At 68.5% G+C, this 26,881-nt stretch carries 27 protein-coding genes; 21 read left to right on the top strand and 6 right to left on the bottom strand.

Annotated elements, in window-relative coordinates; all coding sequences use genetic code 11:
• Positions 1-8 precede the first annotated feature (8 nt).
• From mdcC to KPB06_RS18450, 8 genes are all read left to right on the top strand, one after another.
• Complete coding sequence (gene mdcC / locus KPB06_RS18485) at positions 9-323, top strand: malonate decarboxylase acyl carrier protein (protein ID WP_006485317.1); 315 nt, start codon at positions 9-11, stop codon at positions 321-323.
• Positions 320-1,255: a biotin-independent malonate decarboxylase subunit beta gene (locus KPB06_RS18480; protein WP_226093733.1), complete on the top strand. Its 936-nt coding sequence runs from the start codon at positions 320-322 to the stop codon at positions 1,253-1,255. Before mdcC ends, KPB06_RS18480 begins: the two co-directional genes overlap by 4 nt.
• Positions 1,242-1,949 (top strand): biotin-independent malonate decarboxylase subunit gamma, encoded by a 708-nt coding sequence (mdcE, locus tag KPB06_RS18475; protein ID WP_060011490.1) that lies wholly within the window; start codon positions 1,242-1,244, stop codon positions 1,947-1,949. The genes KPB06_RS18480 and mdcE overlap by 14 nt, the downstream gene beginning before the upstream one ends.
• Positions 1,936-2,604, top strand: a complete 669-nt coding sequence (mdcG, locus tag KPB06_RS18470) for a malonate decarboxylase holo-[acyl-carrier-protein] synthase (RefSeq protein ID WP_060011492.1) — start codon at positions 1,936-1,938, stop codon at positions 2,602-2,604. The genes mdcE and mdcG overlap by 14 nt, the downstream gene beginning before the upstream one ends.
• Entirely contained in the window at positions 2,601-3,464 is an 864-nt protein-coding gene (gene mdcB, locus KPB06_RS18465) for a triphosphoribosyl-dephospho-CoA synthase MdcB (RefSeq protein ID WP_060011494.1), read from the top strand. Before mdcG ends, mdcB begins: the two co-directional genes overlap by 4 nt.
• Positions 3,461-4,393, top strand: coding sequence for an acyltransferase domain-containing protein (locus KPB06_RS18460; RefSeq protein ID WP_060011496.1), 933 nt, complete (start codon positions 3,461-3,463; stop codon positions 4,391-4,393). Before mdcB ends, KPB06_RS18460 begins: the two co-directional genes overlap by 4 nt.
• Before the next feature lie 128 nt (positions 4,394-4,521).
• The gene (locus KPB06_RS18455; RefSeq protein ID WP_059573887.1) at positions 4,522-5,043 is read left to right on the top strand and encodes a phospholipase D-like domain-containing protein; all 522 of its coding nucleotides are present in this window, start codon (positions 4,522-4,524) and stop codon (positions 5,041-5,043) included.
• A 123-nt stretch (positions 5,044-5,166) separates the two neighbouring features.
• Complete coding sequence (locus KPB06_RS18450; RefSeq protein ID WP_060011499.1) at positions 5,167-5,814, top strand: phosphoribosyltransferase; 648 nt, start codon at positions 5,167-5,169, stop codon at positions 5,812-5,814.
• Positions 5,815-5,821: 7 nt separating this feature from the next.
• On the opposite strand, the gene KPB06_RS18445 is transcribed toward KPB06_RS18450, so the two are convergent.
• Positions 5,822-7,045 (bottom strand): polyhydroxyalkanoate depolymerase, encoded by a 1,224-nt coding sequence (locus KPB06_RS18445; RefSeq protein WP_060011501.1) that lies wholly within the window; start codon positions 7,043-7,045, stop codon positions 5,822-5,824.
• A 172-nt stretch (positions 7,046-7,217) separates the two neighbouring features.
• Between KPB06_RS18445 and KPB06_RS18440 the strand changes: the two genes are divergently transcribed.
• Together KPB06_RS18440 and KPB06_RS18435 are read left to right on the top strand one after the other, a co-directional pair.
• A complete protein-coding gene (locus tag KPB06_RS18440) occupies positions 7,218-7,847 on the top strand; it encodes a glutathione S-transferase family protein (RefSeq protein ID WP_060011504.1) in 630 nt (209 codons plus the stop codon).
• Positions 7,848-8,058: 211 nt separating this feature from the next.
• The gene (locus KPB06_RS18435; RefSeq protein ID WP_059573884.1) at positions 8,059-8,265 is read left to right on the top strand and encodes a hypothetical protein; all 207 of its coding nucleotides are present in this window, start codon (positions 8,059-8,061) and stop codon (positions 8,263-8,265) included.
• 111 nt (positions 8,266-8,376) lie between these two features.
• Here KPB06_RS18435 and proP read toward each other — a convergent pair whose 3' ends face one another.
• Positions 8,377-9,867 (bottom strand): glycine betaine/L-proline transporter ProP, encoded by a 1,491-nt coding sequence (gene proP / locus KPB06_RS18430; protein WP_060011506.1) that lies wholly within the window; start codon positions 9,865-9,867, stop codon positions 8,377-8,379.
• Positions 9,868-10,403: 536 nt separating this feature from the next.
• On the opposite strand from proP, the gene KPB06_RS18425 reads away from it, so the two are divergent.
• The gene (locus KPB06_RS18425; RefSeq protein ID WP_060011508.1) at positions 10,404-10,736 is read left to right on the top strand and encodes a YnfA family protein; all 333 of its coding nucleotides are present in this window, start codon (positions 10,404-10,406) and stop codon (positions 10,734-10,736) included.
• Between the two features lie 27 nt (positions 10,737-10,763).
• Here KPB06_RS18425 and dnaQ read toward each other — a convergent pair whose 3' ends face one another.
• From dnaQ to KPB06_RS18410, 3 genes are read right to left on the bottom strand one after another with little or no spacing between them, the layout of a single operon-like run.
• Positions 10,764-11,498 carry a DNA polymerase III subunit epsilon gene (dnaQ, locus tag KPB06_RS18420; protein ID WP_059644208.1) on the bottom strand — a complete coding sequence of 245 codons (735 nt, stop codon included), beginning with the start codon at positions 11,496-11,498 and terminating at the stop codon, positions 10,764-10,766.
• A gap of 40 nt (positions 11,499-11,538) precedes the next feature.
• Entirely contained in the window at positions 11,539-11,982 is a 444-nt protein-coding gene (rnhA, locus tag KPB06_RS18415; protein WP_059573881.1) for a ribonuclease HI, read from the bottom strand.
• Complete coding sequence (locus KPB06_RS18410) at positions 11,979-12,791, bottom strand: class I SAM-dependent methyltransferase (RefSeq protein ID WP_059573880.1); 813 nt, start codon at positions 12,789-12,791, stop codon at positions 11,979-11,981. Before KPB06_RS18410 ends, rnhA begins: the two co-directional genes overlap by 4 nt.
• Before the next feature lie 18 nt (positions 12,792-12,809).
• On the opposite strand from KPB06_RS18410, the gene gloB reads away from it, so the two are divergent.
• The 8 genes from gloB to KPB06_RS18370 all read left to right on the top strand — a co-directional run bounded on the left by gloB (position 12,810) and on the right by KPB06_RS18370 (position 23,351).
• Positions 12,810-13,646 carry a hydroxyacylglutathione hydrolase gene (gene gloB, locus KPB06_RS18405; RefSeq protein ID WP_060011511.1) on the top strand — a complete coding sequence of 279 codons (837 nt, stop codon included), beginning with the start codon at positions 12,810-12,812 and terminating at the stop codon, positions 13,644-13,646.
• 151 nt (positions 13,647-13,797) lie between these two features.
• Entirely contained in the window at positions 13,798-15,375 is a 1,578-nt protein-coding gene (locus KPB06_RS18400) for a transglycosylase SLT domain-containing protein (RefSeq protein WP_060011512.1), read from the top strand.
• 166 nt (positions 15,376-15,541) lie between these two features.
• Positions 15,542-16,759, top strand: a complete 1,218-nt coding sequence (locus KPB06_RS18395; protein WP_275906229.1) for an MFS transporter — start codon at positions 15,542-15,544, stop codon at positions 16,757-16,759.
• Positions 16,760-17,124: 365 nt separating this feature from the next.
• Positions 17,125-18,270, top strand: a complete 1,146-nt coding sequence (gene carA / locus KPB06_RS18390) for a glutamine-hydrolyzing carbamoyl-phosphate synthase small subunit (protein WP_059573876.1) — start codon at positions 17,125-17,127, stop codon at positions 18,268-18,270.
• A gap of 37 nt (positions 18,271-18,307) precedes the next feature.
• Complete coding sequence (gene leuE, locus KPB06_RS18385; protein ID WP_059573875.1) at positions 18,308-18,979, top strand: leucine efflux protein LeuE; 672 nt, start codon at positions 18,308-18,310, stop codon at positions 18,977-18,979.
• A gap of 49 nt (positions 18,980-19,028) precedes the next feature.
• Complete coding sequence (gene carB, locus KPB06_RS18380; RefSeq protein ID WP_059573874.1) at positions 19,029-22,283, top strand: carbamoyl-phosphate synthase large subunit; 3,255 nt, start codon at positions 19,029-19,031, stop codon at positions 22,281-22,283.
• Between the two features lie 118 nt (positions 22,284-22,401).
• Entirely contained in the window at positions 22,402-22,878 is a 477-nt protein-coding gene (greA, locus tag KPB06_RS18375) for a transcription elongation factor GreA (protein ID WP_275906228.1), read from the top strand.
• Positions 22,879-22,892: 14 nt separating this feature from the next.
• Positions 22,893-23,351 carry a DUF4149 domain-containing protein gene (locus KPB06_RS18370; protein WP_059573873.1) on the top strand — a complete coding sequence of 153 codons (459 nt, stop codon included), beginning with the start codon at positions 22,893-22,895 and terminating at the stop codon, positions 23,349-23,351.
• Between the two features lie 68 nt (positions 23,352-23,419).
• On the opposite strand, the gene KPB06_RS18365 is transcribed toward KPB06_RS18370, so the two are convergent.
• Entirely contained in the window at positions 23,420-23,944 is a 525-nt protein-coding gene (locus KPB06_RS18365) for a YhbY family RNA-binding protein (RefSeq protein WP_012328238.1), read from the bottom strand.
• Positions 23,945-24,137: 193 nt separating this feature from the next.
• Here KPB06_RS18365 and KPB06_RS18360 point away from each other — a divergent pair, with 193 nt between their 5' ends.
• Together KPB06_RS18360 and ftsH are read left to right on the top strand one after the other, a co-directional pair.
• On the top strand, positions 24,138-24,800 hold the full coding sequence (locus KPB06_RS18360; RefSeq protein WP_059573872.1) for an RlmE family RNA methyltransferase: 663 nt from the start codon (positions 24,138-24,140) through the stop codon (positions 24,798-24,800).
• A gap of 165 nt (positions 24,801-24,965) precedes the next feature.
• Positions 24,966-26,867, top strand: coding sequence for an ATP-dependent zinc metalloprotease FtsH (ftsH, locus tag KPB06_RS18355; RefSeq protein ID WP_059573871.1), 1,902 nt, complete (start codon positions 24,966-24,968; stop codon positions 26,865-26,867).
• Positions 26,868-26,881: the final 14 nt, after the last annotated feature.

The following is a 26,881-nucleotide window of genomic DNA, read 5'->3' as shown; positions in this document are numbered from 1 at the left end:
AAGAGGGCATGGAACAGTTGAACTACCGCTTCACCGCGCGCGAACGCGCGAAGGGCGAGCAGGCCGCGGCGCTCGTCGGCGTGGTCGCGTCCGGCAATCTCGAGGTGCTCGTCGAGCGCGTGCTGCCGGGCAACGAATGCGAGATCGACATCCGCACTGCGGCCGTCGGCTTCGGCGCGGTCTGGCAGGCCGTCGTGTCGGATTTCGTCGAACGGCGCACGCCGGGCGGCCTGAAGCTGTCGATCAACGACGGCGGCGCGCGGCCCGACATGGTGTCGCTGCGGCTCGCGCAGGCCGTGCGCGCGATCGAGGGAGACGCATGATGAGCGACGCGATCCACGACGCGCCGGCGTTCGTCCCGAACGCGGCGAGCTGGTACGAAGCATCGGCGCGACAGCGCATCGACGGGCTGCTCGACGCGGGCAGTTTCAGCGAATTCCTCGGGCCGGCCGAGCGCGTGACGAGCCCGCACCTGCCGCTGTTCGACCTGCCGCGGCAGTTCGACGACGGGATGGTGGTCGGCCATGGCCGGCTCGACGGCCGCCCGGTGTTCGTCGCCGCGCAGGAAGGCCGCTTCATGGGCGGCGCTTTCGGCGAAGTGCACGGCGCGAAGCTCACCGGGCTGCTGCGCGCCGCACGCGACGTCGGCAAGCCGGTGCTGATCCTGTTCGATACGGGCGGCGTGCGGCTGCAGGAAGCGAACGCGGGCGAGCTCGCGATCGCCGAGATCATGCGCGCGCTCGTCGACGCGCGTGCGGCCGGCGTGCCGGTGATCGGGCTGATCGGCGGGCGCGCGGGCTGCTACGGCGGCGGCGGGCTGCTCGCCGCGTGCTGTTCGGCGCTCGCGGTGTCGGAACAGGGGCGCATCAGCGTGTCGGGCCCCGAAGTGATCGAGACCAATCGCGGCGTCGAGGAATTCGACTCGAAGGATCGCGCGCTGATCTGGCGCACGATGGGCGGCAAGCACCGGCGGCTGATCGGCGGCGCCGATCGCTACGTGGCCGATACACCGGACGCGTTTCGCGCGGCCGCGCTCGATCTGATCGGCCGCGCGCCGGCGTTCGATGCGGCGATGCTGCGCGCGGAACAGGCGCGTCTCGAAGCGCGGATCGAACGGTTCGGCGGCTGCGAGGATGCGCTCGACGTGTGGCGTGCGCTCGGCGCCGACAAGCCGGAAGCGATTCCCGGCATGCCCGACGAGGAATTCGCGAAGCTCGCCGACCAGTTACAGGAGGCCCGGCATGACGCTCGATGAAGTACTGAACGCGCTGTTTCCCGTCGGCCATTCGATTGCGCGTCATGGCGGCCTGCTGACGGGCCACGCGGAACTGGCCGGTACGCGCGTCGACGTGATCGGTGTGGCCGATCGCTTGCCGTTCGGCATCGACGAGGCGCTGACGCTGGCGTCGCGCGTGCTCGACACGGTCGCGCGCGGCGGCGACACGCCGATCCTCGTGCTGGTCGACAGCGACAGCCAGCGGATGAGCAAGCGCGACGAGCTGCTCGGCCTGAACGAAGGGCTGTCGCATCTCGCGAAATGCCTGATGCACGCGGATCTCGCCGGACACCGGACGATCGGCGTGCTGTACGGCCACACGGCGGCTGGCGCATTCATCGCGACCGCGCTCGCGACGCGCACGCTGCTCGCGGTGCCGGGCGCCGAGCCGGAGGTGATGGACCTGCCGTCGATGTCGCGCGTGACCAAGCTGCCGATCGACGTGCTGAAGGAGATGGCGCGTTCGACGCCGGTGTTCGCGCCGGGGCTCGACAACCTCGTGAAGATGGGCGCCGTCGACGCCGTGCTCGATCCGTCCCGCGCGCTCGACGCGCAGGTCGGCGAATGGCTCGGCAAGCCGGCCGAGCGCATCGATCGGCGCGCGGCGCGCGGCCGGCCGGTCGCGACCGACGTCGCCGCCCGCGTCGAGGCACTCGCGCGTGCCGCACGCTGAGCTGCCGCTGCGCCGCCACACGCTCGTCACGCTGACGGCGGCCGGGTGGGGCGCGGCCTTTGCCCGCGACCCCGCGCTCGCGAGCGATCCGCTCGTGCGCGCATGGGCCGAACACGGCCGACCGCTGATCGTGCGTCGCGCGTCGCCGGATGAAGCTGACGCCGGCCGCGTGCCGCTCGGCCTGCCGCTGCCGCCGTCGGCGGGCAAGCGGCGCATCGCGCTGAACGTGACCGCCGACGCGCTCGCGACGGTCGGCCCGCTTCCCACGTTGACCGACGTGCTCGCCGCCGCGCCCGCGGCCTGGCATGCGCTGCTGCGCGAGCTCGATGCGCTCGGCGCGCGCTGCGGCGTGCAGGGGCGCGTGTTCGGCAGCCTTGCATGGCAGGCGCTGACGGGTGACTCTTACCTGAGCGCATCGTCCGATCTGGACATCGTGTTTCCGCTGCCGGACGCCGCGTCGCTCGCGCCGCTGCTCGACGGTCTCGCGGCGATCGACGCGCGCGCGCCGATGCGCATCGACGGCGAACTGCTGCGCGACGACGGCGCGGGCGTCAACTGGCGCGAACTGCACGCGCGGATGCCCGACGTCGCGGTGAAGACGGCGATCGCCGTCGAACTGATGCGCGCCGACGCCTTCACCGGAGGCACGCGGTGAACGCACGAGCCGCCTGCCGCGTCGCCGCGCCGTCCGATGCCGAGCGCATCGCCGCGCTGGCCGAGCGCAGCCTCGTGCTCGAGATCGATACCTATCCGAAGCCGGGCCTCGTCAGTCACGTCGACACCGGCAGTCATACGGACATGGATGCCGCAATGTTCGCGCGCAGCGCCGCCGTGCTGCGGCCGTACTTCGCGGAACTCGTCGACGCCGGCGCACGCGACGCCGACATGGCCGTGCTGCGCAAGATCGGCCTGCGCGCCGAGCACGCGATGCTCGCCGCGACCGGCGGCGTCAATACGCATCGCGGCGCGATCTTCGGGCTCGGGCTGCTGTGCGCGGCCGCCGGCCGGCGCGCGCTGCCGGGCGCGCCGGCCGGGACGACGCTCGGCGCGTTCGTATCGCGTCGCTGGGGCGCCGAGATCCTTGGCGGCCCGCGTCTGCCGGACAGCCACGGCGAGCGCGCGAGCCGCCGCTACGGTGTCGGCGGTGCGCGTCGCGAGGCGGCCGACGGCTTCCCGACCGTGTACGCGGTCGGCTTGCCCGCGCTGCGCCGCGCCCGGCGCGACCTGCCGGACGATCCGGAAGCCGCGCGGGTCGCCGCATGCTTCGCGCTGATCGCCGCGCTCGACGACACGAATCTGCTGCACCGGGGCGGGCAGGACGGCCTCGATTTCGCCCGCGCGACCGCCCGTGCGTTCGTCGCGCGTGGCGGCGTGCGGGCGCGCGACTGGCGGCTGCGCGCGGCGGCCGCGCATCGGGCGTTCGTCGCGCGCCGGCTGAGCCCCGGCGGGGCAGCTGACCTGCTCGCGATGAGCGTGTTCGTCGATGTGCTCGAAGCCGAAGGGCACGTGCGATGACGCTGGCCATCCTGTGTTCGGGGCAAGGCGCACAGCGCGCCGACATGTTCGACCTGACCGGGGCGGCGCCGCAGGCCGACGCTTTGTTCGCGCATGCGGGCCGGCTGCTCGGCGACGATCCGCGCACGTGGGTCCGGCAGGCCGGGCCCGACGCGCTGACGGAAAACCGCGCCGCGCAGATTCTCTGCACGCTCCACGCGCTCGCGGCGGCTTCACTGCTCGACGCGGTGTGGCCGCGCCGGCGCTGCGTCGCCGGCTACAGCGTCGGCGAGGTCGGCTCGTGGAGTGTCGCGGGGATGATCGACCCGCACGACGCGCTCGATCTGGCCGATGCGCGTGCACGCGCGATGGATGCCGCGAGCGGCGGCGACGAGCGAATGGTGTTCGTGCGCGGCCTGACGCGCACGCAGCTGGCGCGGCTGTGCGACGGTCGCGACGCGGCCATTGCGATCGCGAACCCCGGCGATGCGTTCGTGGTCGCGGGGCGGCACGCCGATGTCGATGCCGTGGCCGACGCCGCGCTGCGAGCCGGTGCGCTGCGCGTCGCGCCCGTCTGCGTGCGGATCGCGTCGCACACGCGCCGGCTCGCGGCGGCCGTGCCGGCATTCCGCGCGACGCTGGCCGCGACGCGCGTGCGCCGGCCGCTGCCCGGCACGCGGCTGTTCTCGGGGATCGACGGCGCGTCGGTGCTCGACGTCGACACGGGCCTCGACAAGCTCGCGCGGCAGATCGCGGAGCCGGTCGAATGGGCGGCCTGTCTGGCGGCGTGCGTCGAGGCCGGCGCCACGGCGTTTCTCGAACTCGGCCCGGGGCGCGCGCTGGCCGAGATGGCCGGCGGCGCATATCCCGCGCTGCCGGCGCGCAGCCTCGCGGATTTCCGTTCCGTCGACGGCGTGACGAGCTGGCTCGCGCGCGCCGCCGGCGGCTGACCGACGGGTCGAAACCCGGTCGAAACCCGGCTTGAAACCCAGCTGTCGGGCACCGCTTTCGCACGGTGTGTTGCGCCGGCGCAGCAGCGTCGCGGCCGCCTCTTGCCACGCGAATTGGCGTCGCTACAATGGCGCCCGCCATGAGACCAGCCGCCATCCTGCTCGCCGCGTTCTGCTGCGCGACGAGTGTCCACGCCAGCCAGATTCCGTCCGACGCCGCATCGGTCGGCACGTACTTTTCGTATGACAACGCGGCGGTCGACGCGACCGTCGATCTGATCGAACAGGCGCAGCGCCGCGTGCTGCTGGCCGGCTACACGCAGGTGTCGCCGGCGGTCGCGAGCGCGCTGCGCGCGGCCCGCGCGCGCGGGATCGAGGTACGCGTCGTGCTGGTGCGCCCGCCGCGCGCGGGCAAGACCAGCGGCGCCGGCTATCTGAAATCCGCTGGCATCGACGTCGCGATCGATTCGCGGCACGGCGGCCCCGCGTCGCGCTTCGTGATCGTCGACGACAGCGTCGCGCTGACGACGCTGTCCGACGGCGCGGCCGAGCGGGCCGACACGGTGAACGTGTTCCGACGCGCGCCCGAACTGGCGCAGTCCTACGCGCAGTCGTTCTGGCGGCTGTACCGGCAGGCCGCCGGCCTCTGACCTTCCTCCGGCGCGTCGCGCGCCGGTTTGACCCGGCTTGCGTCGGTGCGCCCGATGAACCATGCTCGTTGACAGGCGCCGGCGCGGGTTGCGCGCATCCGGCGCAACGGCAGGGAGGCGATCGTGACCGAACCCAGTTTTGCCGATCGCGCCGAGGCCGGCCGCCAGTTGGCCGACGCGTTGCGCGAATACGCGGGGCGCGGCGATGTCGTCGTGCTCGCGCTGCCGCGCGGCGGCGTGCCCGTCGCGTATCCGGTCGCGTGCGCGCTGCGCGCGCCGCTCGACGTGCTGGTCGTGCGCAAGCTCGGCGTGCCGTTCGACCCCGAGCTCGCGATGGGCGCGATCGCGACGGGCGGCGCGACACATCTGCAACGCTCGACGATCCGCGCGATGGACGTATCGGACGCGCAACTCGCCGACGTGATCGCGCGCGAGACGGCCGAATTGCATCGCCGCGAAGCGCTGTATCGTGGCGCCGCGCCGCCGCTGGCGGTGGAAGGGCGCCTCGCGATCGTCGTCGACGATGGTGTCGCGACCGGCGCATCGATGCGTGTCGCGCTGCAGGCGCTGCGCGAGCGCCACCCGGCGCGCATCGTCGCGGCGGTGCCGGTGGCGCCGGCGGGGGCCGCGCATGCGTTCGACGGTCTGGCCGACGCGTTCGTCGCGGTGTCGCAGCCGCTACGGTTCTTCGGGATCAGCCAGTTCTACGCGCGCTTCGATCAGACGAGCGACGACGAGGTGCGCGCGCTGCTCGACCTGACGCGCCCCTGACACGGGGTCATGTCCGACGGCTTCGGCGCGGGCGCTGGCGCGGTCGGCGGGCTTCCGCCAGCGCGAACACGCGCTGCAGCGCCGGATGGACGTTGCCGTGCCAGCGAGGCCCCGTAAACAGCCCGTAGTGATCGCAATCGTCGATGTCGACGCGATGGCGCTCGTCGGCGCAGAGGCCGCTGCACAGGTCGAGCGCCGCATGCGTCTGGCCGGCGCCCGTGACCGCGTCGCAGGCGCCTTCGACGGTCAGCAGCGCGGCGTCGCGCAGCGCGGCCGGTTCGACGCGCCGGCCGCGCACGCGCCACGCGCCGGTCGCGAGCAGCATGCGCTGGAACACGACGTCGACCGTGTCGAGGAAATAGTCGGCCGGCATGTCGAGCAGCGCGGTGTATTCGCGCAGCGCCCGCCGTGCGTCGGCGAGTCCGGTCATGTCGAAGCGGGAAGCGGCGAGCGCGTAGGTCTCGATCAGCGTCAGGAAGCGTTGTGGATACAGCAGCGCGATCTCGCCCTGTTGCAGATAGGTCGGAAACACGTGGCGACCGTGCCCGGCGAAGCCGGGCGGCACGACGTCGATCAGGTGGCGCCGGCACCAGTCGAGCGAATGGGCGGCGGCCGCGGCGCCGAGCGCGCTCGGGTTCGGGCGCGCATCGATCGGGCCGCCGATCAGCGTGACGCTCGCGGGCGGCGCGAGCCCGCGCGCGGCACGCAGCGCGAGGGCGCCGAGCGCCGGCACGGTCGCCTGGCACACGGCGACGACGTGCAGCGGCCGGGCGTCGCGCTGGAGCATGCCGACGAAGTCGTCGAGCATCGCGACGTACTCGTCGAGCCCGAAACGGCCCGCCGCGAGCGGCACGTCGCGCGCATTGCGCCAGTCGGTCACGCAGACGTCGCCGTCCGCGAGCAGCGTTTCGGCGGTTTCCCGCATCATCACGGCCGCGTGCCCGACGAGCGGCGCGCACAGCAGCACCGTGCGGCGCGCGTCGTCGTGCGCGAAGCGCCGCAGGTCGCAAAACGGCGTGTGCGCGACGACCTGCTCGCCGACGGCGGGCCACGCGAGGTCGAAGCCCGGTGGCGCGGCCTGCGGGCCGAGCAGCGGCTCGAACAGGTCGTCGTAGCACGACGAAGCGGCATGCGGCAGCGACGCCGCGGGCCATGCGTCGAACGCGTACCGCGTCGCCGCGCGCCATGCGCGCATCCATTCCCGCTGCTGCTCGACGACGGCATACCACATGGCGGACCCTGGGGCGGAAGGAGCGTGAATCTGCATTATGGTCACTGTGGCCGGGCAGCGGGAGCCGGATGTGCGGGCGGCTGATCTGCATCACGCGAACGGGCGCGCTAGGCGCCGCCGCGCGACGCTGCTACAGTCGTCGGTCCCATTCCCTCGAAACGGAGCGTTTGCGATGAAGCTGATCGGCATGCTGGATTCCCCGTTCGTACGCCGTGTCGCCATTTCGGCGAAGCTGCTCGACCTGCCGTTCGAACACGAGTCGATTTCGGTGTTCCGTCATCTCGAACGGTTCAGGACGCTCAACCCGGCCGTCAAGGCGCCGACGCTCGTGACCGACGGCGGCGCGACGCTGCTCGACTCGTCGCTGATCGTCGACTATCTCGACCACCTGGCCGAGCCGGAGCGGCGCCTGTTGCCCGACGCCGTCGATGCCCGGCTGCGCGCGCTGGTGCCGATCGGGTTCGCGCTCGCCGCGGCCGAGAAAACCGTGCAGCTCGTCTACGAGCAGGCGCTGCGCCCGTCGGACAGGCAGCATGAGCCATGGATCGAACGCGTGCTGAGCCAGCTCGAAGGCGCGTACGGCGCGCTGGAGCCGCTGGCCGCCGCCACGGACGGCTGGTTCGGCGGCGCACGACCGTTGCAGTCGGACGTGACGGTCGCGGTGGCGTGGCGCTTCACGCAGTTCATGGCGGCCGACTACCCGGTGCTCGCGCGGATCGATCCGGCCCGTTATCCGGCGCTCGCCGCGCATTCCGCGCGCGCCGAAGCGCTGCCGGCGTTCGTCGAAACGCCGCTCGCGTAGGGCCGGCGCAAGCCCGTTACTGGCGTGAACGGGCCCTCGGCTTCGAAGCGGCCCGCCGGGCGCTCGCATACCGCTGTCGGCCGCCGCGCGGCCTTGTCCGGCAAGCCGCAGCCGATTGTTCTCGACGGCTGACAAGTGACTTCGCATTCGCGCTGTTTATCCGGCGTCGACCGATCCCTAGAATCCACTCCATCAAATCACGCATTGCCAGATGGAGCCGATGATGAAAGCCCTGATCGAGTCGAGCCTGTACCACCCGTCCGTCGTGTTGCCGCTTGCCGCGCTGACGCAACTGATGGTCGAGCGCGATTTCAATCTCGGCCAGGTCGGGCTGATCGTCGCGGCGCGCGGTGCGCAGGCGGCCGTGTCGCGGTCGCGCGCGCTGATCTTCTGCCGTGACTGCGAAGCGCGGGCATGAGCGCGTTCGCGTCGATCGAATGAAAAAAAGCCCGGCCGGCGCAAGCCGGTCGGGCGGGATCGGTTTCGATCGGGCCCCGGCTTCGGCCGGGGCTTTTTCATTGAGCGATGCTTACGCGCGGGCCGGCGTCGCGACGCCGTAGACCTCCGATTCGTCGTCCTCCTCGCGCAACTGGCGAGCGAGTTGATGCGCTTCGCGGCGCGTCGCGACGGCCGGCGGCGAGCCCTTCAGCGGCTGGCGCGCGGATTCGGCGAGCGCGACGACCGACACGATGCCGATCAACGCGGCGCCCATCATGTAATACGCGGGCATCATCAGGTTGTGCGTCACGTCGACGAGCCACGCGGTCACCAGCGGCGTCGTGCCGCCGAACAGCGACACCGACACGTTGAAGCCGATCGCGAGCGCGCCGTAACGGATCTCGGTCGGGAACAGCGCGGGCAGCGCCGACGGCATCACGCCGGTGAAGCACGACAGCAGCACGCCGAGGATCAGCAGGCCGCCGAACACCGACGCGGTGGTGCCCGCATGGATCAGCAGCAGCGACGGGATCGACAGCACCAGCAGGCCGACGCAGCCGGCGAGCATCACCGGCTTGCGGCCGACCTTGTCCGACAGGCGGCCGGCGTACAGCGTCATCGGCATCATCAGCACCATCACGAGCAGCACCAGCACGAGGCTGTGCGATTCGTCGAAGTGCAGCGTCGACGACATGAAGCTCGGCAGGTACGACAGCACCATGTAGTCGGTCACGTTGAAGATCAGCACGAGGCCGACGCACAGCAGCAGCGCGCGCCAGTTGGCGAACAGCGTCTCGCGAAAGCGCGCCTTCGGCACGGCCTTGTCCTGCGCTTCGCGCGCTTCGGCCTGGCGCTTGAACGCGGGCGTTTCCTCCAGCTTCATCCGGATGTAGAGACCGATCAGGCCGAGCGGGCCGGCGATCAGGAACGGCACGCGCCAGCCCCACGACAGCAGCGCTTCCTGCGACAGCGACGCGGTGAGCAGCGCGACGACGCCCGCGCCCAGCACATAGCCGATCAGCGTGCCGAACTCGAGAAAGCTGCCCATGAAGCCGCGGCGCTTGTCGGTCGAGAACTCGGCGATGAAGGTGGCGGCGCCGCCGTATTCGCCGCCGGTCGAGAAGCCCTGCACGAGGCGGGCGACGAGCAGCAGGATCGGGGCCATGATGCCGATCGACGCATAGCTCGGGATCAGGCCGATCGCGAAGGTGCCGACGGCCATCATGATCATCGTGGCGGCGAGCACGCGCTGGCGGCCGATGCGGTCGCCGAGCGGGCCGAACACCATGCCGCCGAGCGGGCGCACGAGGAACGCGGCGGCGAACGTGCCGAAGGTGGCGAGCAACTGCGCGGACGGGCTGCTGGACGGGAAGAACACCTTGCCGAGCGTGACGGCGATATAGCTGTAGACGCCGAAGTCGAACCATTCCATCGCATTGCCGATCGCCATCGCACTGACGGCGCGCTTGAGCAGGCTCTGGTCGACGACGGTGATGTCGTCCGCGGTGAGCGGGGCGTCGCCGGACGGCGAAGCGGGGGAAGAGACAGCGGTCGGGCTGACGTGTGTTGCGGTCAAGGTCATGCACTCCTTTGACAGCGCCGGAACGGGCGGGCCGTCCGACACGGTTTGCCGGCGAGCGCGGTGTCGCATGCTGCGCGTCGGGGCAGACCATCGAGCGGTTGCTGCGCAGCGGGCAGCAAAGGGCCAAGGGGCTGCTTCGACGCGGGCCCGATGGGCCGTCGCGACAGTGCGCTCATGAAGAATGGGCCGCGTGATGCAAGCGGCGGATGCCGGTGCGGACGAGGAGTCCGGCTTCCGGCAACGCCCCGGAGGGGCAGCGAAACGAGAAAAGCGGGCCTGTCGGGCGGGCTTTCCTGTGGATGCAATTTCGATCGAGGCACCGGCCCGCGTCGTGCGGACGGACTTCTCTCAAAATCGAAAAGACAGAGATTGAATGTTGAAACGGGAGACATGATAGCACGATGACGGATGATCGTGCAAATTGCCGTGGGTCGCCCGCCTGGCGGGGCATCCGGCGCGGCCCGCTCGGGTATGATCGGCGGCGCGCGGCGCGGCCGTGCCGCCCGTCGCGACGGGGCTGATTCGCGAGGAACCGGATGACCGAACTGATGAGGATCGCGGCGCTGTTCGCCGCTACCGCGCTGGCCGAAATCGTCGGCTGCTACCTGCCGTGGCTCGTGCTGAAGGCCGGCCGCCCGGCCTGGCTGCTGGTGCCGGCCGCGCTGTCGCTCGCGCTGTTCGCGTGGCTGCTGACGCTGCACCCGAGCGCGGCGGGGCGCACGTATGCCGCGTACGGCGGCGTGTACATCGCGGTGGCGCTGATCTGGCTGCGGGTGATCGACGGCGTCGCGCTGACCCGCTGGGACGTGGCCGGCGCGGTGCTCGCGCTCGGCGGGATGGCCGTCATCGCGCTGCAGCCGCGCGCGTGAGCGCGGCCGCGGCGCGGGCCGTGTGCGTCAGGCCGCTTCGGCGGTATCCGCGGCGGCGGACTGGCGCCACACGCAGGTGCCCTTGACCGACTTGTCGAGCTCGTCGAGCTGAGCCTGGTGCGCGGCAAGCTCGTCGTCGCTCGCGGCCACCACGGCCAGGTCGAGCGCGGCGAGCGAGACGCGCTGGCCGTTCGCGGCGCCGCCGTCGGCGCCCGCGTCGTCGAGCATGTCGATCACGAGGCTGTCCTGGCCGCGCGTCATCGCGAGATATACCTCGGCGAGCAGCTCCGAGTCGAGCAATGCGCCGTGCAGCGTGCGGTGCGCGTTGCTGATGCCGAAGCGGTCGCACAGCGCGTCGAGCGAGTTGCGCTTGCCGGGGAACATCTGCTTGGCCTGCACCAGCGTGTCGATCACGCCGCCGCAATGCTCGGAGAACGGCGGCAGGCCGAGCCGCGCGAATTCGGCATCGAGAAAGCCGAGGTCGAACGGCGCGTTGTGGATGATCAGCTCGGCGTCCTTCACGAAGTCGAGGATCTGGTGGGCGACTTCCGCGAATTTCGGCTTGTCGCTCAGGAATTCGGTCGTGAGGCCGTGCACCGCCAGTGCGCCCGGATCGCTGTCGCGCTCGGGATTCACGTAGAAGTGCAGGTTGTTGCCGGTGAGCCGCCGGTTCAGCAGCTCGACGCAGCCGATTTCGATGAGGCGGTCGCCCGTGCGGGCGTTCAGGCCGGTGGTTTCGGTATCGAGAATGATCTGGCGCATGTCGGGAAAAGCAACAAAAACAGGAGAAGGCGGCCGGCCGTCAGGCGGCCAGCGATTCGACGCCGCGGTTCGCGAGCGCGTCCGCACGCTCGTTTTCGGGATGGCCGGCGTGGCCCTTGACCCAGCGCCACTCGATCTCGTGCTGCGCGACGAGCGCGTCGAGCCGCTTCCACAGGTCGGCATTCTTCACGGGCGTCTTCGCCGCGGTGACCCAGCCTTTTTTCTTCCACCCGTGAATCCACTCGCTGATGCCTTTCTGCACGTACTGCGAGTCGGTATGGACGATCACGTGGCACGGCCGCTTCAGCGCCTCGAGCGCGGCGATCACGCCCATCAGCTCCATGCGGTTGTTGGTCGTGTTCGGCTCGCCGCCGTACAGTTCCTTTTCCTTGTCGCCGTAGCGCAGCAGCGCGCCCCAGCCGCCGGGGCCGGGGTTGCCCTTGCAGGCGCCGTCGGTATAGATGTCGATGGTGTCGGTTGTCATGAACGTTCTTGATGAGTGGTCGGGGAGGCCGCCGGCGTCAGGCCCGGTGCGAGAACGGGCTTCTTCATCTTGATCGGGCCGACGAGGCGCATGCCGCGCACGCGCTTGACGGCCGTCACCATGTAGACGGCGCCGAAGATCGGCCACCAGCGGTCGCCGGCGGCCTCCATGAAGCCGTAGCGGGCCAGCCACTGGTCGGTGGCGAGCGGCGGCCGGTAGCAGCCGAAGCGGCCGCGTTCGAGGTCGAAACCGAGCAGCTTGATCCAGTCCTTCAGCCGGATGAATGCGATCTGGTCGCGCGTGGCCGGCACGAACGGGCGGTTCGCCATGCGCCCGAACGTCTGCCGCATGCCCCACAGGCTGAGCGAATTGAAGCCGGTGATCACGAGCTGGCCTTCCGGCATCAGCACGCGCTCGGCCTCGCGCAGCAGGCGGTGCGGGTCGGACGTGAATTCGAGCGTGTGCGGCATCACGATCAGGTCGACGCTTTGCGATTCGAACGGCAGGTCGAGCAGATCGCACCACGTCGTGCTGCGATCGGCGGGCGCATGGCCTGCCGTGTGCGCTTCGCCCGCCCACGGATACTGGTACGGCGCGCTTGCGCCGCTCGCCGGGTCGAGCACCAGGCCGCGATACGGCATGCGGTTCTCGCGCAGTGCGTCGAGCTGCGGCAGGCCGAGCTGCAGCGCGTGGAATCCGAATACGTCGGACACGATCCGGTCGAGCTGCGCCTGTTCCCAGCCCAGCACGTAGCGGCCGGGCGGCGAGTCGGTCCAGGCGGGCCAGTCTATAATTTGACGGTCAGACATAACGATGATTGCGCGCCCATGAACGAGCTGGAATACGTGCCGGTTCCGGCATTCGAAGACAACTATATCTGGCTCGTCTCGGACGGCCGCGATGCGATCGCCGTCGACCCGGGTGAAGCCGCCCCCGTACGCCGGGTTCTTGCCGAACGAGGCTGGCGGTTGACCGCTATTTTACTCACGCACCACCATGCCGACCACGTCGGCGGTGTCGAGGCGCTGCGCAATAGCCAACCGGACGATGCGCCGCTGCCCGTTTACGGCCCCGCGGCCGAAGCGATCGGCGTGGTCACGCGGCCCCTTGCAGGCGGCGATCGCGTGACGCTCGACGCGCCGGCCATCGCGTTCGACGTGCTCGACGTGCCGGGCCATACGCGCGGTCACATCGCGTATTTTCAAGCGGCCGGCGAAGGCGCGGCAAGTCGACGCGCGGCCGGGCAGGGCAACGCGGTGCCGCACGTATTCTGCGGCGACACGCTGTTCTCGTGCGGCTGCGGCCGCCTGTTCGAAGGCACGCCCGCGCAGATGCTCGCGTCGCTCGACGCGCTCGCGGCGCTGCCCGGCGACACCCGCGTGCATTGCGCACACGAATACACGCTGTCGAACATCCGCTTCGCGCTCGCGTGCGAGCCCGGCAATGCGGCACTGGCCGCGTGGCGCGACGACGCGCAGGCGCTGCGTGCGCGCGGCGTGCCGACGCTGCCGACCACGATCGCGCACGAGCGTGCCGTCAACCCGTTCATGCGGGCCGACAGCGCGGCGATCCACGCGACGCTCGAGGCCGAGCTGCACGAAACGGTGACGGATCGTCTGACGGCATTCACGCTGATGCGCGAATGGAAAAACCGGTTCCGATGACGTTTTCCGGAGGACTCCAAAGCTCAAGCGGTATCTGTAAAAATTGCTCCAAATGTAGGATTTCGCTGAGTTTTCGGTGTTTTTATTGACGTGAAGCACGCACTTCCGTAGTATCGCCTGCAATTTCCAGCCGTCGGAAGCCGAGATTTTCATGCGACTTATATTGAGTGCGATGGTGGTACTGCTACTCGCCGCGTGTGCGAGCCAGCCCCCTGTCGCCAACAACGCCGCCGATTCGCAGGCGACGTCCAACTACCTCCGTAAATCAGCCACCGCCAAAGAAACTGTCGACGTCGACAAGCAATCCGTCGGCGACCTGACCACTGCAGACTCCGATCTCTGGGCGCGCATCCGCCGCGGCTTCCAGATGCCCGACCTGCAGAGCGATCTCGTCGACATGCAGACGACCTGGTATACGCAGCGTCCCGATTACGTGCAGCGCATGACCGAGCGCTCGCAGAAGTACCTGTATCACATCGTCGAGGAGCTCGAGGCGCGTCACATGCCGACCGAGCTCGCGCTGCTGCCGTTCATCGAGTCCGCGTACAACCCGCAGGCGCTGTCGGTCGCGAAGGCGGCCGGCATGTGGCAGTTCATGCCCGGCACCGGCCGCACGTACAACCTGAAGCGCAACATGTGGCAGGACGAGCGCCGCGACGTGCTCGCGTCGACGAGCGCCGCGCTCGACTACCTGTCCCGCCTGCACGACATGTTCGGCGACTGGTATCTGGCGCTGGCCGCATACAACTGGGGCGAAGGCAACGTGCAGCGCGCGATCGCGCGCAACCAGGCGGCCGGCCTGCCGACCGACTACCAGAACCTGCGGATGCCCAACGAGACGCGCAACTACGTGCCGAAGCTGCAGGCGGTGAAGAACATCATCGCGAGCCCGCAGCAGTACGGCCTCGCGCTGCCGGATATTCCGAACCACCCGTATTTCGTGACGGTCACGACGTCGCGCGACATCGACGTGGCGGTGGCCGCGAAGCTCGCGAACCTGCCGCTCGACGAGTTCCGCTCGCTGAACCCGTCGTTCTCGAAGCCGGTGATCCTCGGCGCGACCGAGCCGCAGATCCTGCTGCCGTTCGACAACGCGTCCGCGTTCGAGAAGAACCTGAAAGCCTACAGCGGCCAGTTGTCGTCGTGGACCACCTACACGGTCAGCGAACGCGCGCGCCCGGCCGCGATCGCCGAGAAGATCGGCGTCGACGCCGATACGCTGATGTCGGTCAACAAGATTCCGGCCGGCATGCGCCTGAAGCCGGGTTCGACCATCGTCGTGCCGCGCGGCGATGACGATGACGAGGACATCAGCGCCGACGTCGCCGAAAACGGCGCGCTCGCGATGGAGCCGGACGTCCCCGACACGCGCAAGATGCTGATCCGCGTGCGCCGCAAGCAGTCGATGGCGGCGATCGCCGGCCGCTACGGCGTGTCGGTCGGCCAGTTGAAGGCGTGGAACCGTACGCACCGCGATCTCGCGATGCCGGGCCAGGCGCTCGTGCTGCACGTGCCGGTCGGCCGCGCGGTGCCGGCGGAACCCGGTCCGGAGCGGATCGCGACGTCGACGGGCGGTGCGCGCATCGAGCGCGCGAGCCTGGCGGTGGGCGGCAAGTCGCACGGCGGCAAGCGCGGCGGCGCCGCCAAGTCGTCGGCGAAGCCGGCGAAGGCCGCGCCCGCGAAAGCCGCGCCGGCCAAGGCCGCCGCGCACAAGGGCAAGAAGAAGTAAGCGAAGTGAGCGCGGCTGCCGCGCGACGTAACGGCCGGTGAGGCCCGCACGATTGCGCTATCATCCGACGAATTCGACGAAACGCCGTCACCGAGGTGACGGCGTTTTCGTTTGTGCGCGGCGCGGCGGCGCTGCGTCGCGCGTCTTCATATGACAAGGGGAAGCGATGTCGTCGGTGCAGGTGAGGGTGCTCGCGCTGTTCTCGGTCGGGTATTTCATGTCGTATGTGTTTCGCGGCGTCAATCTGGGCTTCGCGCCGTTCGTCACGCACGAGCTCGGCCTGTCGGCCGCCGATCTCGGCCTGCTCACCAGTCTCTATTTCCTCGGCTTCGCGGGCGCGCAGATCCCGGCCGGCGTGATGCTCGACCACTACGGCCCGCGTCGCGTCACGGCCGGCATGCTGCTGTTCGCGGCCGCCGGCGCGGCCGTGTTCGGCACGGCGCACGGCATCGGCGCGATGATGGTCGGCCGCCTGCTGATCGGCGTCGGCGTATCGGTGTGTCTCGGCGCGGCGTTCAAGGCGCTCGCGCAGCATTTCCCGGTCGGCCGGCTGCCGCTCGTCAACGGCCTCGTGATGGCCGTGGGCGGCCTCGGCGGCGTGATGGTCGGCTCGCCGCTGACCTGGCTGCTCGGCTGGGCGAGCTGGCGTGCGATCTGTTTCGGCCTCGCGGTGCTGACGGTGGCCGTCGCGGCGTCGATCGGCATCGGCGCGCCCGACGCGCAGCAGGCGCGCCATCAGCGCGGGCTCGTCGGCCAGTTCATGGGCACGTGGCATATCCTGGGCAGCGGCGCGTTCTGGAAGATTGCGTCGTTCTCCGTCGTCACGCAGGGCGTGTTCTACGCGATGCAGTCGCTGTGGGTCGGGCCGTATCTGCGCGACGTCGGCGGATTCGACGCGCCGCATGCCGCGCGCCTCGTGTCGGTGCTCGGCTTCGCGATGATGGCCGGCTGCGTCGGCTTCGGTGCGGCGGCGCGCGTGCTCGAGCGGCGCGGCGTGTCGGTCTACGCCACCTGCGGCATCGGCATGGCGCTGTTCGTCGCGACGCAGCTCGCGATCGTCGCGCGCGTGCCGTTGCCGCCGGCCGTGCTGTGGGCCGCCTACGGGATGTTCGGCGGCGTGGGCATCCTGACCTACGCGGTGATGGCCGGCCACTTTCCCGCTCACCTGATCGGCCGCGCGAACACGACGCTCACGCTCGTGATCTTCCTGCTGATCTTTGCGTTCCAGATCGGCGTCGGCGCCGTGCTGTCGCACTGGCCGGCCGTCGACGGCCGTTATCCGGCCGCCGCGCACTTCACCGCGTGGGGCGTGCTGCTCGCGCTGCAGCTCGCGAGCGCGGTCTGGTACGTGTGGCCCGCGCGCGGCGCTGGCCAAGCGCACTGATCCGGCGGTACGCTCACGGGTGGGGCGGCCGCGGAAACGGGGCCGCAGCACGTCGCGCCGCGCCGCCGAGCGCGGCGCGCCCATGATCGGACGGCCATATCAATTGAAGATAGGCCCATTTTCAGGCTATAATTTGAAAGTTTGTGCTGATCAACCTCGCACCCTAGCGCCTACCTCATTCATCCCGTTCATCCGCCGCACGCCGCCAGCCGGGCGATGCCGCGAAGCCTCGTGCGCCACGCGCCGGGTTCGCGTCTCGACAACGCAGGCCGCGTCCAGCAAGCGACCGCGCGCGCCCACGCAGCGCGGCGCTCGCGCGGCAGGGTAAACAGGTCGGCAGCAGGGTGTTCCCCAAGGAGCCTCCCGTGTTGCCGTCTTTTTCTCCCGCCTTGCTTGCACTCGCCGACGGCACGGTCTTTCGTGGTTATTCGATCGGGGCCGAAGGCCATACGATCGGCGAAGTCGTGTTCAATACCGCGATCACCGGCTATCAGGAAATCCTGACTGATCCGAGCTACTCGCGCCAGATCGTCACGCTCACCTATCCGCATATCGGCAACGTCGGCGTCAACGCCGAAGACGTCGAAGCCACGAAAGTCCATGCCGCCGGCCTGATCATCCGCGATCTGCCGACGCTCGCATCGAACTTCCGCATGGACCGCACGCTCGGCGACTACCTGCGCGACGAAGGCGTCGTCGCGATCGCCGGCATCGACACCCGCAAGCTGACCCGCATCCTGCGCGACAAGGGCGCGCAGAACGGCTGCATCCTGACGGGTTCCGACGACGAAGCGAAGGCGATCGAGCTGGCGCGCTCGTTCCCGGGCCTCGCCGGCATGGATCTCGCGAAGGTCGTGTCGACCACCAAGCCGTTCGAGTGGAAGCAGACGGAATGGCGCCTCGAAGGCGGCTACGGCATGCAGGAAGCGCCGAAGTACCGCGTCGTCGCGTACGACTTCGGCGTCAAGTACAACATCCTGCGCATGCTCGCCGAGCGCGGCTGCCACGTGACGGTGCTGCCGGCCCAGGCCAGTGCGGAAGACGCGCTCGCGCTGAATCCGGACGGCATCTTCCTGTCGAACGGCCCCGGCGATCCGGAGCCGTGCGATTACGCGATCGCGGCCACGAAGGCCTTCATCGAGCGCGGCGTGCCGACCTTCGGCATCTGCCTCGGCCACCAGATCATGGGCCTCGCGGTCGGCGCGAAGACGCTCAAGATGAAGACGGGCCACCACGGCGCGAACCATCCGGTGAAGGATCTCGGCGACGGCCGCGTCGTGATCACGTCGCAGAACCACGGTTTCGCGGTCGACGCCGATTCGCTGCCGGCCAACGCGCGCGTGACGCACGTGTCGCTGTTCGACGGCACGCTGCAGGGCTTCGAGCTGACCGACAAGCCGGCATTCTGCTTCCAGGGTCACCCGGAAGCGTCGCCCGGCCCGCACGACATCGGCTACCTGTTCGACCGTTTCACCGCGCTGATGGACGCGGCGAAGCAGCGCACCGCTTAACGTCATCGACGCAACCGAAGGACGGGAGATTCACATCATGTTCGGCCACGCACTCGGCATCACGGATATCTGGACCTACGTGTTCGGCGTGATCTTCATCATCCTGCTGCCGGGGCCGAACTCGATGTACGTGCTGTCGCTCGCCGCGCAGCGCGGCGTGAAGGCCGGCTATCGCGCGGCCTGCGGCGTGTTCGTCGGCGATACCGTGCTGATGGTGCTGTCCGCCGCGGGCGTCGCGTCGCTGCTGAAGGCGAACCCGCTGCTGTTCTCCGTCGTCAAGTACGGCGGCGCCGCGTACCTGCTGTACATCGGCGCCGGGATGTTGCGCAGCGCGTGGAGCAAGCTGCGCGCACGCGGCGATGCGCCGGTCGAGGCCCGGCAGGCTGTCGACGGCGAGCGGTCTTTCGACAAACCGTTCCGGAAAGCGCTGATCGTGAGCCTGCTGAATCCGAAAGCGATCCTGTTCTTCATCTCGTTCTTCATCCAGTTCGTCGACCCGGCATTCCCGCATCCCGCGCTGTCGTTCGTCGTGCTCGGGGCGATCGCGCAATGCGCGAGCTTCCTGTACCTGAGCACGCTGATCTTCGCGGGCGCGCGGCTCGCCGAGCACTTCCGCCGCCGCCGCAAGCTCGCGGCAGGCGCGGCGAGCAGCGTGGGCGGCCTGTTCATCGGTTTCTCGGTGAAGCTGGCGCTCGCGACCATGAGCTGAGCGCCGCCGGCCGACCCACGACAACGATTACTTATTGAATTCACAAGCCATGCCAAAACGCACAGACATCAAGAGCATCCTCATCATCGGCGCCGGCCCGATCATCATCGGCCAGGCGTGCGAGTTCGACTATTCGGGCGCGCAGGCTTGCAAGGCGTTGCGTGAGGAGGGCTACAAGGTCGTTCTCGTCAACAGCAACCCGGCGACGATCATGACCGACCCGAACACGGCCGACGTGACCTACATCGAGCCGATCACGTGGGAAGTCGTCGCGCGCATCATCGAGAAGGAGCGCCCGGACGCGATCCTGCCGACGATGGGCGGCCAGACCGCGCTGAACTGCGCGCTCGACCTGCACCACCACGGCGTGCTCGAGAAGTTCGGCGTCGAGCTGATCGGCGCGTCGCCGGAAGCGATCGACAAGGCGGAGGACCGCCAGAAGTTCAAGGAAGCGATGACCAAGATCGGTCTCGGCTCCGCGAAGTCGGGCATCGCGCATTCGATGGAAGAAGCGATCCAGGTGCACGCGCAGATCATGGCGGAGACGGGCGGCAGCGGCTACCCGGTCGTGATCCGCCCGTCGTTCACGCTCGGCGGCTCGGGCGGCGGCATCGCGTACAACCGCGAAGAGTTCGAGGAGATCTGCAAGCGCGGTCTCGACCTGTCGCCCACGCGCGAGCTGCTGATCGAAGAATCGCTGCTCGGCTGGAAGGAATACGAGATGGAAGTCGTGCGCGACCGCGCCGACAACTGCATCATCGTCTGCTCGATCGAGAACCTCGACCCGATGGGCGTGCACACCGGCGACTCGATCACGGTGGCTCCCGCGCAGACGCTCACCGACAAGGAATACCAGATCCTGCGTAACGCATCGCTCGCGGTGCTGCGCGAGATCGGCGTCGATACGGGCGGCTCGAACGTGCAGTTCTCGATCAACCCGAAGGACGGCCGCATGGTCGTCATCGAAATGAACCCGCGCGTGTCGCGTTCGTCGGCGCTCGCGTCGAAGGCCACCGGCTTCCCGATCGCGAAGGTCGCCGCGAAGCTGGCGGTCGGCTACACGCTCGACGAGCTGAAGAACGAAATCACCGGCGGCCAGACGCCGGCGTCGTTCGAGCCGACGATCGACTACGTCGTCACGAAGATCCCGCGTTTCGCGTTCGAGAAGTTCCGCGAAGCCGATTCGCGCCTGACCACGCAGATGAAGTCGGTCGGCGAGGTGATGGCGATCGGCCGCACGTTCCAGGAATCGTTCCAGAAGGCGCTGCGCGGCCTCGAGGTCGGCGTCGACGGTCTCGACGAGAAGTCGACCAACCGCGACGAGATCGCGATCGAGATCCACGAGCCGGGCCCGGACCGCATCTGGTACGTCGGCGATGCGTTCCGCATCGGCATGACGGCCGAGGAAATCTTCGCGGAAACCGCGATCGACCCGTGGTTCCTCGAGCAGATCGAGCAGATCATCCTGAAGGAAAAGGCGCTCGTGGGCCGCACGCTCGCGTCGCTGACGTTCGACGAGCTGCGCTACCTGAAGCAGAGCGGCTTCTCCGACCGCCGCCTCGCGAAGCTGCTCGGCGCGACGCCGGAAGACGTCCGCCGCCGCCGCGTCGAGCTGAACGTGCGCCCGGTCTACAAGCGCGTCGACACGTGCGCGGCCGAGTTCGCGACGAAAACCGCCTACATGTACTCGACCTACGAGGAAGAGTGCGAGGCGCAGCCGACCACCAACAAGAAGATCATGGTGCTGGGCGGCGGCCCGAACCGGATCGGCCAGGGCATCGAGTTCGACTACTGCTGCGTGCACGCGGCGCTCGCGATGCGCGAGGACGGCTATGAAACGATCATGGTCAACTGCAACCCGGAAACGGTGTCGACCGACTACGACACGTCCGACCGCCTGTACTTCGAGCCGCTGACGCTCGAGGACGTGCTCGAGATCGTCGACAAGGAAAAGCCGGTCGGCGTGATCGTCCAGTACGGCGGCCAGACGCCGCTGAAGCTCGCGCTCGACCTCGAGGCGCACGGCGTGCCGATCGTCGGCACGTCGCCGGACATGATCGACGCGGCCGAAGACCGCGAACGCTTCCAGAAGCTGCTGCAGGACCTCGGCCTGCGCCAGCCGCCGAACCGCACCGCGCGCGCCGAGGACGAAGCGCTCGCGCTGGCCGACGAAATCGGCTATCCGCTGGTCGTGCGTCCGTCGTACGTGCTCGGCGGCCGCGCGATGGAAATCGTCCACGAGCCGCGCGACCTCGAGCGCTACATGCGCGAGGCCGTGAAGGTGTCGAACGATTCGCCGGTGCTGCTCGATCGCTTCCTGAACGACGCGATCGAATGCGACGTCGACTGCATCTGCGACGGCGAAGCCGTGTTCATCGGCGGCGTGATGGAGCACATCGAGCAGGCGGGCGTCCACTCGGGCGACTCGGCATGCTCGCTGCCGCCGTACTCGCTGTCGAAGGAAACCGTGGCCGAGCTGAAGCGGCAGACGGGCGCGATGGCGAAGGCGCTGAACGTGGTCGGCCTGATGAACGTGCAGTTCGCGATCCAGCAGGTGCCGCAGGCGGACGGCTCGAAGCAGGACATCATCTACGTGCTGGAAGTGAACCCGCGCGCGTCGCGCACGGTGCCGTACGTGTCGAAGGCGACCAGCCTGCCGCTCGCGAAGATCGCGGCGCGCGCGATGGTCGGCCAGAAGCTCGCGCAGCAGGGCGTGACGAAGGAAGTCGAGCCGCCGTACTTCAGCGTGAAGGAAGCGGTGTTCCCGTTCGTGAAGTTCCCGACCGTCGACCCGGTCCTCGGGCCTGAAATGCGTTCGACCGGCGAAGTGATGGGCGTCGGCCGCACGTTCGGCGAAGCGCTGTTCAAGTCGCAGCTCGCGGCCGGTTCGCGCCTGCCGGAGTCGGGCACGGTGCTGCTGACCGTGATGGACGCGGATAAACCGAAGGCCGTCGAAGTCGCGCGCATGCTGCACGACCTCGGCTACCCGATCGTCGCGACCAAGGGCACGGCTGCCGCGATCGAAGCGGCCGGCGTGCCGGTGAAGGTCGTGAACAAGGTGAAGGACGGGCGTCCGCACATCGTCGACATGATCAAGAACGGCGAGATCGCGCTCGTGTTCACGACGGTCGACGAGACGCGCCAGGCGATCGCCGATTCGCGTTCGATCCGCATGAGCGCGCAGGCGCACAAGGTCACGTACTACACGACGATGTCGGGCGCGCGCGCGGCCGTCGAGGGCCTGCGCTACCTGAAGGATCTGGAAGTCTATGATTTACAAGGTCTTCACGCTCGCCTAAACTAAGCGTTCAGTTACCTGTCGAAGCAACACGTGCCGCGATTAGGCGGTGTTTCCAGTGCATCGGAAGCGCGCTTAATCGCGGTGATTTTTTTTATAGCCGTTTTTAGCGATTGAGCCGTTTATGAGCACCATTCCGTTGACAAAGCGTGGCGCGGAGCAACTGCGCGATGAATTGCAGCGCCTCAAGTCCGTCGAGCGGCCGGCCGTGATCAACGCGATCGCGGAGGCCCGCGCACTGGGCGATCTGTCCGAAAACGCCGAATACGACGCAGCGAAGGAAAAGCAGGGCTTTATCGAGGGCCGCATCGCGGAACTCGAATCCAAGCTGTCCGCCGCGCAAATCATCGATCCGACGGTGCTCGACGCCGATGGCCGCGTGGTGTTCGCCGCGACGGTCGAACTCGAGGATCTCGAGTCGGGCGACACGGTCAAGTACCAGATCGTCGGCGACGACGAAGCCGATATCGATCACGGCCTGATCTCGGTCAGCTCGCCGATCGCGCGCGCGCTGATCGGCAAGTCCGAAGGCGACGTCGCGGCCGTGCAGGCGCCAAGCGGCGTGCGCGAGTACGAAATCATCTCGGTCAGCTACATCTGAAGCGGGGCGACGTGATGCCGCATCGCGTGTTCCGTCTGCTGTCGGCCGTATGGGTCGGCAGCCTGCTGACGATCGGGTATGCGGTAGCGCCCGTCCTGTTCAAGACGCTGGAGCGGATGACGGCCGGTTCGGTCGCCGCCCAGCTGTTCCGCATCGAGGCGATCGTCGGCATCGTGTGCGGCGTGCTGCTGCTCGCGTTGTCGAACCAGCAGGTGCGGCGGGGCGGCAACGAGTATCGCCGCGTGCGCTGGATCGTCGCCGCGATGGTCGTGTGCGTGCTGGTCGGGTATTTTGCGCTGCAGCCGTTCATGAACGCGCTGCGGGTGGCCGCGATGGACGCGGGCACCGATATCGCGAATTCGCCGTATGCGAGCCGCTTCGGGATGCTGCACGGCGTCTCGAGCGTGTTCTATCTCGTCGAGAGCGTGCTGGGGCTGATGCTGATCTGGCGCCTGCCGGCGCGCGAAGCCTGAGCGCCCGTCGTTGCGCGTTGCGCAACGACGGGGCAGGGCGGCACGGGCATCCGTGCCGCGCAAGCGGCTTACTTGTCCTGGAACGGCCGCTTGGTGCTGGCCTGCCGCTTTTTCGCACGCTTCACGGTGCCGCCCGCCGTCACACGCTCGTTGCCGCGCACCGTGACCTTCACGGGCCGCGGGCGGCGCACGGGGCTCGCGTTCGGCGACACCTTGACGACCTTGACGGTGCGCGGCGCGCGGCCTTTCTTGTCGTCGGCGGCTTCCGCCGCGCTCGGCAGCGCGCCGGCACGGCGGCCGCGGGCCGGGGCCGCAGCGGCTTCCGGCCTCCAGATCACCAGCAGCTTGCCGATATGCTGAATCGGGGCCGCGTTCAGACGGTCGCAGATCTCGTCGTAGATCGCGATGCGTTCGTCGCGCTCGTCGCCGAACACGCGGATCTTGATCAACTGGTGCGCGTCGAGGTGCACCTTGATTTCCTTCAGCACGGCGTCGGTCAGCCCTTCGGCGCCGATCAGCACGACGGGCTTGAGCGCATGGGCCTGGGAGCGCAGCGCGGAGCGCTCGGCGGGAGAAAGCGAAAGGGCGGGCATGGAAATGTCGAAATCTAAATAAGGGCGCGCTGACTGAAAAGCGATCGCGGGGCGATACCGCGTCAGCCGTGCGCCGAAACCACGTAAAATCGCGGCTTGGGCCTGAAAAGGGGCCGCAGCCGCGCGAAGAAGACGCGTATTATCCGCTAAAAGCGCGGCTTCACGAAGCAATGGGCAGCAATCTCTCTCTCGAATGGCAAAAAACCGCTTCAACCAGCACTGGCTGCACGACCACATCAACGACCCGTACGTCAAAATGGCGCAGCGGGAGGGCTATCGCGCGCGCGCCGCGTACAAGCTGAAGGAAATCGACGAACAGGACAAGCTGATCCGTCCGGGCCAGGTGATCGTCGACCTCGGCGCGACGCCGGGCAGCTGGAGCCAGTATGCGCGCAACAAGCTCGCGCAGGGCAAGAAGCGCGACGCGGAGCGCGAGGGCGGCATCGACGGCACGATCGTTGCGCTCGACATCCTGCCGATGGAGCCGATCGCCGACGTCCATTTCCTGCAGGGCGACTTCCGCGAGGACGACGTCCTCCACCGGCTCGAGGAGGTGCTCGAAGGCCGCGCGGTGGACCTTGTTATTTCCGACATGGCCCCCAACCTCTCAGGCGTGGCGTCGGCGGACGCGGCGCGTATCGAGCATCTCTGCGATCTGGCGCTCGAATTCGCGCAGAACCATCTGAAGCCGGACGGTGCACTGCTCGTGAAGTGTTTTCACGGCAGCGGCTACAGCCAGATCGTCGAGAAGTTCAAACAGCAGTTTAAGGTTGTCGCGCCGCGCAAGCCCAAGGCATCTCGCGACAAATCGTCCGAAACGTTCATTTTGGGTCGGCAGCTGAAGCATCCGCGCTGACGCGCAGGCGCTGCCGCAAACGGGCTCCGGCCCTTGCCGGACAAGCGAAGCGCTATCGCGGCGGTTGTCAATGCTTATGGCAGGGGTGGTCGGACTGGATTAGAATGACCGAGGGGCGCCGCAAGGAAAATGTAGGCGCTCGTCTACGAGTGAAGGAGTGGTGCTTTGAACAACAATATGTTTTCGAAGGCAGCGGTGTGGCTGGTGATCGCACTGGTGCTGTTTACGGTGTTCAAGCAGTTCGACAAGCCCCGCGTCCAGGAAGGCGTGTCCTATTCGCAGTTCATGGACGACGCCAAGAACGGCAAGGTCAAGAACGTCATCGTTCAGGGGCGCAACCTCACCGTCACTCCGGCTGATGGCCAGAAATACCAGATCGTGTCGCCCGGCGACATCTGGATGGTCGGCGATCTGATGAAGTACGGCGTGCAGGTCAGCGGCAAGGCCGACGACGAGCCGAACGCGCTGATGTCCGCGCTGTACTACCTCGGGCCGACGATCCTGATCATCGTGTTCTGGTTCTACATGATGAGGCAGATGCAGGGAGGCGGCAAAGGCGGCGCGTTCTCGTTCGGGAAATCGCGTGCGCGGCTGATCGACGAGAACAACAACGCGGTGAACTTCTCCGACGTCGCGGGCTGCGACGAAGCGAAGGAAGAAGTGTCCGAGCTCGTCGACTTCCTGCGCGATCCGCAGAAATTCCAGAAACTGGGCGGCCGCATTCCGCGCGGCGTGCTGCTGGTCGGCCCTCCGGGTACCGGCAAGACGCTGCTCGCCCGCGCGATCGCGGGTGAAGCGAAGGTGCCGTTCTTCAGCATCTCGGGTTCGGACTTCGTCGAAATGTTCGTCGGTGTCGGCGCGGCTCGTGTGCGCGACATGTTCGAGCAGGCGAAGAAGCATGCGCCGTGCATCGTGTTCATCGACGAAATCGACGCGGTCGGCCGTCATCGGGGCGCCGGCATGGGCGGCGGCAACGACGAGCGCGAACAGACGCTGAACCAGATGCTCGTCGAGATGGACGGCTTCGAGGCGAACTCGGGCGTGATCGTGATCGCCGCCACCAACCGTTCCGACGTGCTCGACAAGGCGCTGCTGCGTCCGGGCCGTTTCGACCGCCAAGTCTATGTCGGGCTGCCCGACATCCGCGGCCGCGAGCAGATCATGCGCGTGCACCTGCGCAAGGTGCCGATCGCGAACGACGTCGACGCGGCGGTCATCGCGCGCGGCACGCCGGGCTTCTCCGGCGCCGATCTCGCGAACCTCGTGAACGAGGCTGCGCTGTTCGCCGCCCGTCGCGGCAAGCGCATCGTCGAGATGCAGGATTTCGAGGACGCGAAGGACAAGATCTTCATGGGTCCGGAGCGCAAGTCGGCCGTGATCCGCGAGGAAGCGAAGCGCGCCACCGCGTATCACGAGTCGGGCCACGCGGTCATCGCGAAGCTGCTGCCGAAGGCCGACCCGGTGCACAAGGTCACGATCATCCCGCGCGGTCGCGCGCTGGGCGTCACGTGGCAGTTGCCGGAGCATGACAACGAGACGTATTCGAAGGATTACCTGCTCGACCGCCTCGCGATCCTGTTCGGTGGCCGGGTGGCCGAAGAGCTGTTCATGAACCTCGTCAGCACCGGCGCATCGGACGACTTCAACAAGGCCACGCAGACGGCGCGTGCGATGGTCGCCCGATTCGGCATGACCGACGCGCTCGGGCCGATGGTGTACGTCGACGACGAGAACGATGCGTCGCCGTTCGGCCGCGGCTTCACGCGCACGATCTCCGAAGCGACGCAGCAGAAGGTCGATTCCGAAATCCGCCGCGTGCTCGACGAACAGTACAACCTCGCGCGCCGCCTGCTCGAAGAGAACCGCGACAAGGTCGAAGCGATGACGGCCGCACTGATGGAGTGGGAGACGATCGACGCCGATCAGATCAACGACATCATGGAAGGTCGTCCGCCGCGCTCGCCGAAGAGCTCGCCGGCTGTCGGCGGCGATTCGTCGGGCGGCGGCAGCGCCGCCGCCGAGGTCAAGCCGGGCACCGCGCCGGCGCCGGCGTCGCCGGCGGCATAATCTCCGCTTTAGCG

The organism is Burkholderia semiarida (assembly GCF_029268935.1).
Lineage (GTDB): Bacteria > Pseudomonadota > Gammaproteobacteria > Burkholderiales > Burkholderiaceae > Burkholderia > Burkholderia semiarida.
The sequence above is the reverse complement of the archived record's forward strand: the minus strand, read 5'-3'. Positions and strand labels throughout refer to the sequence as shown.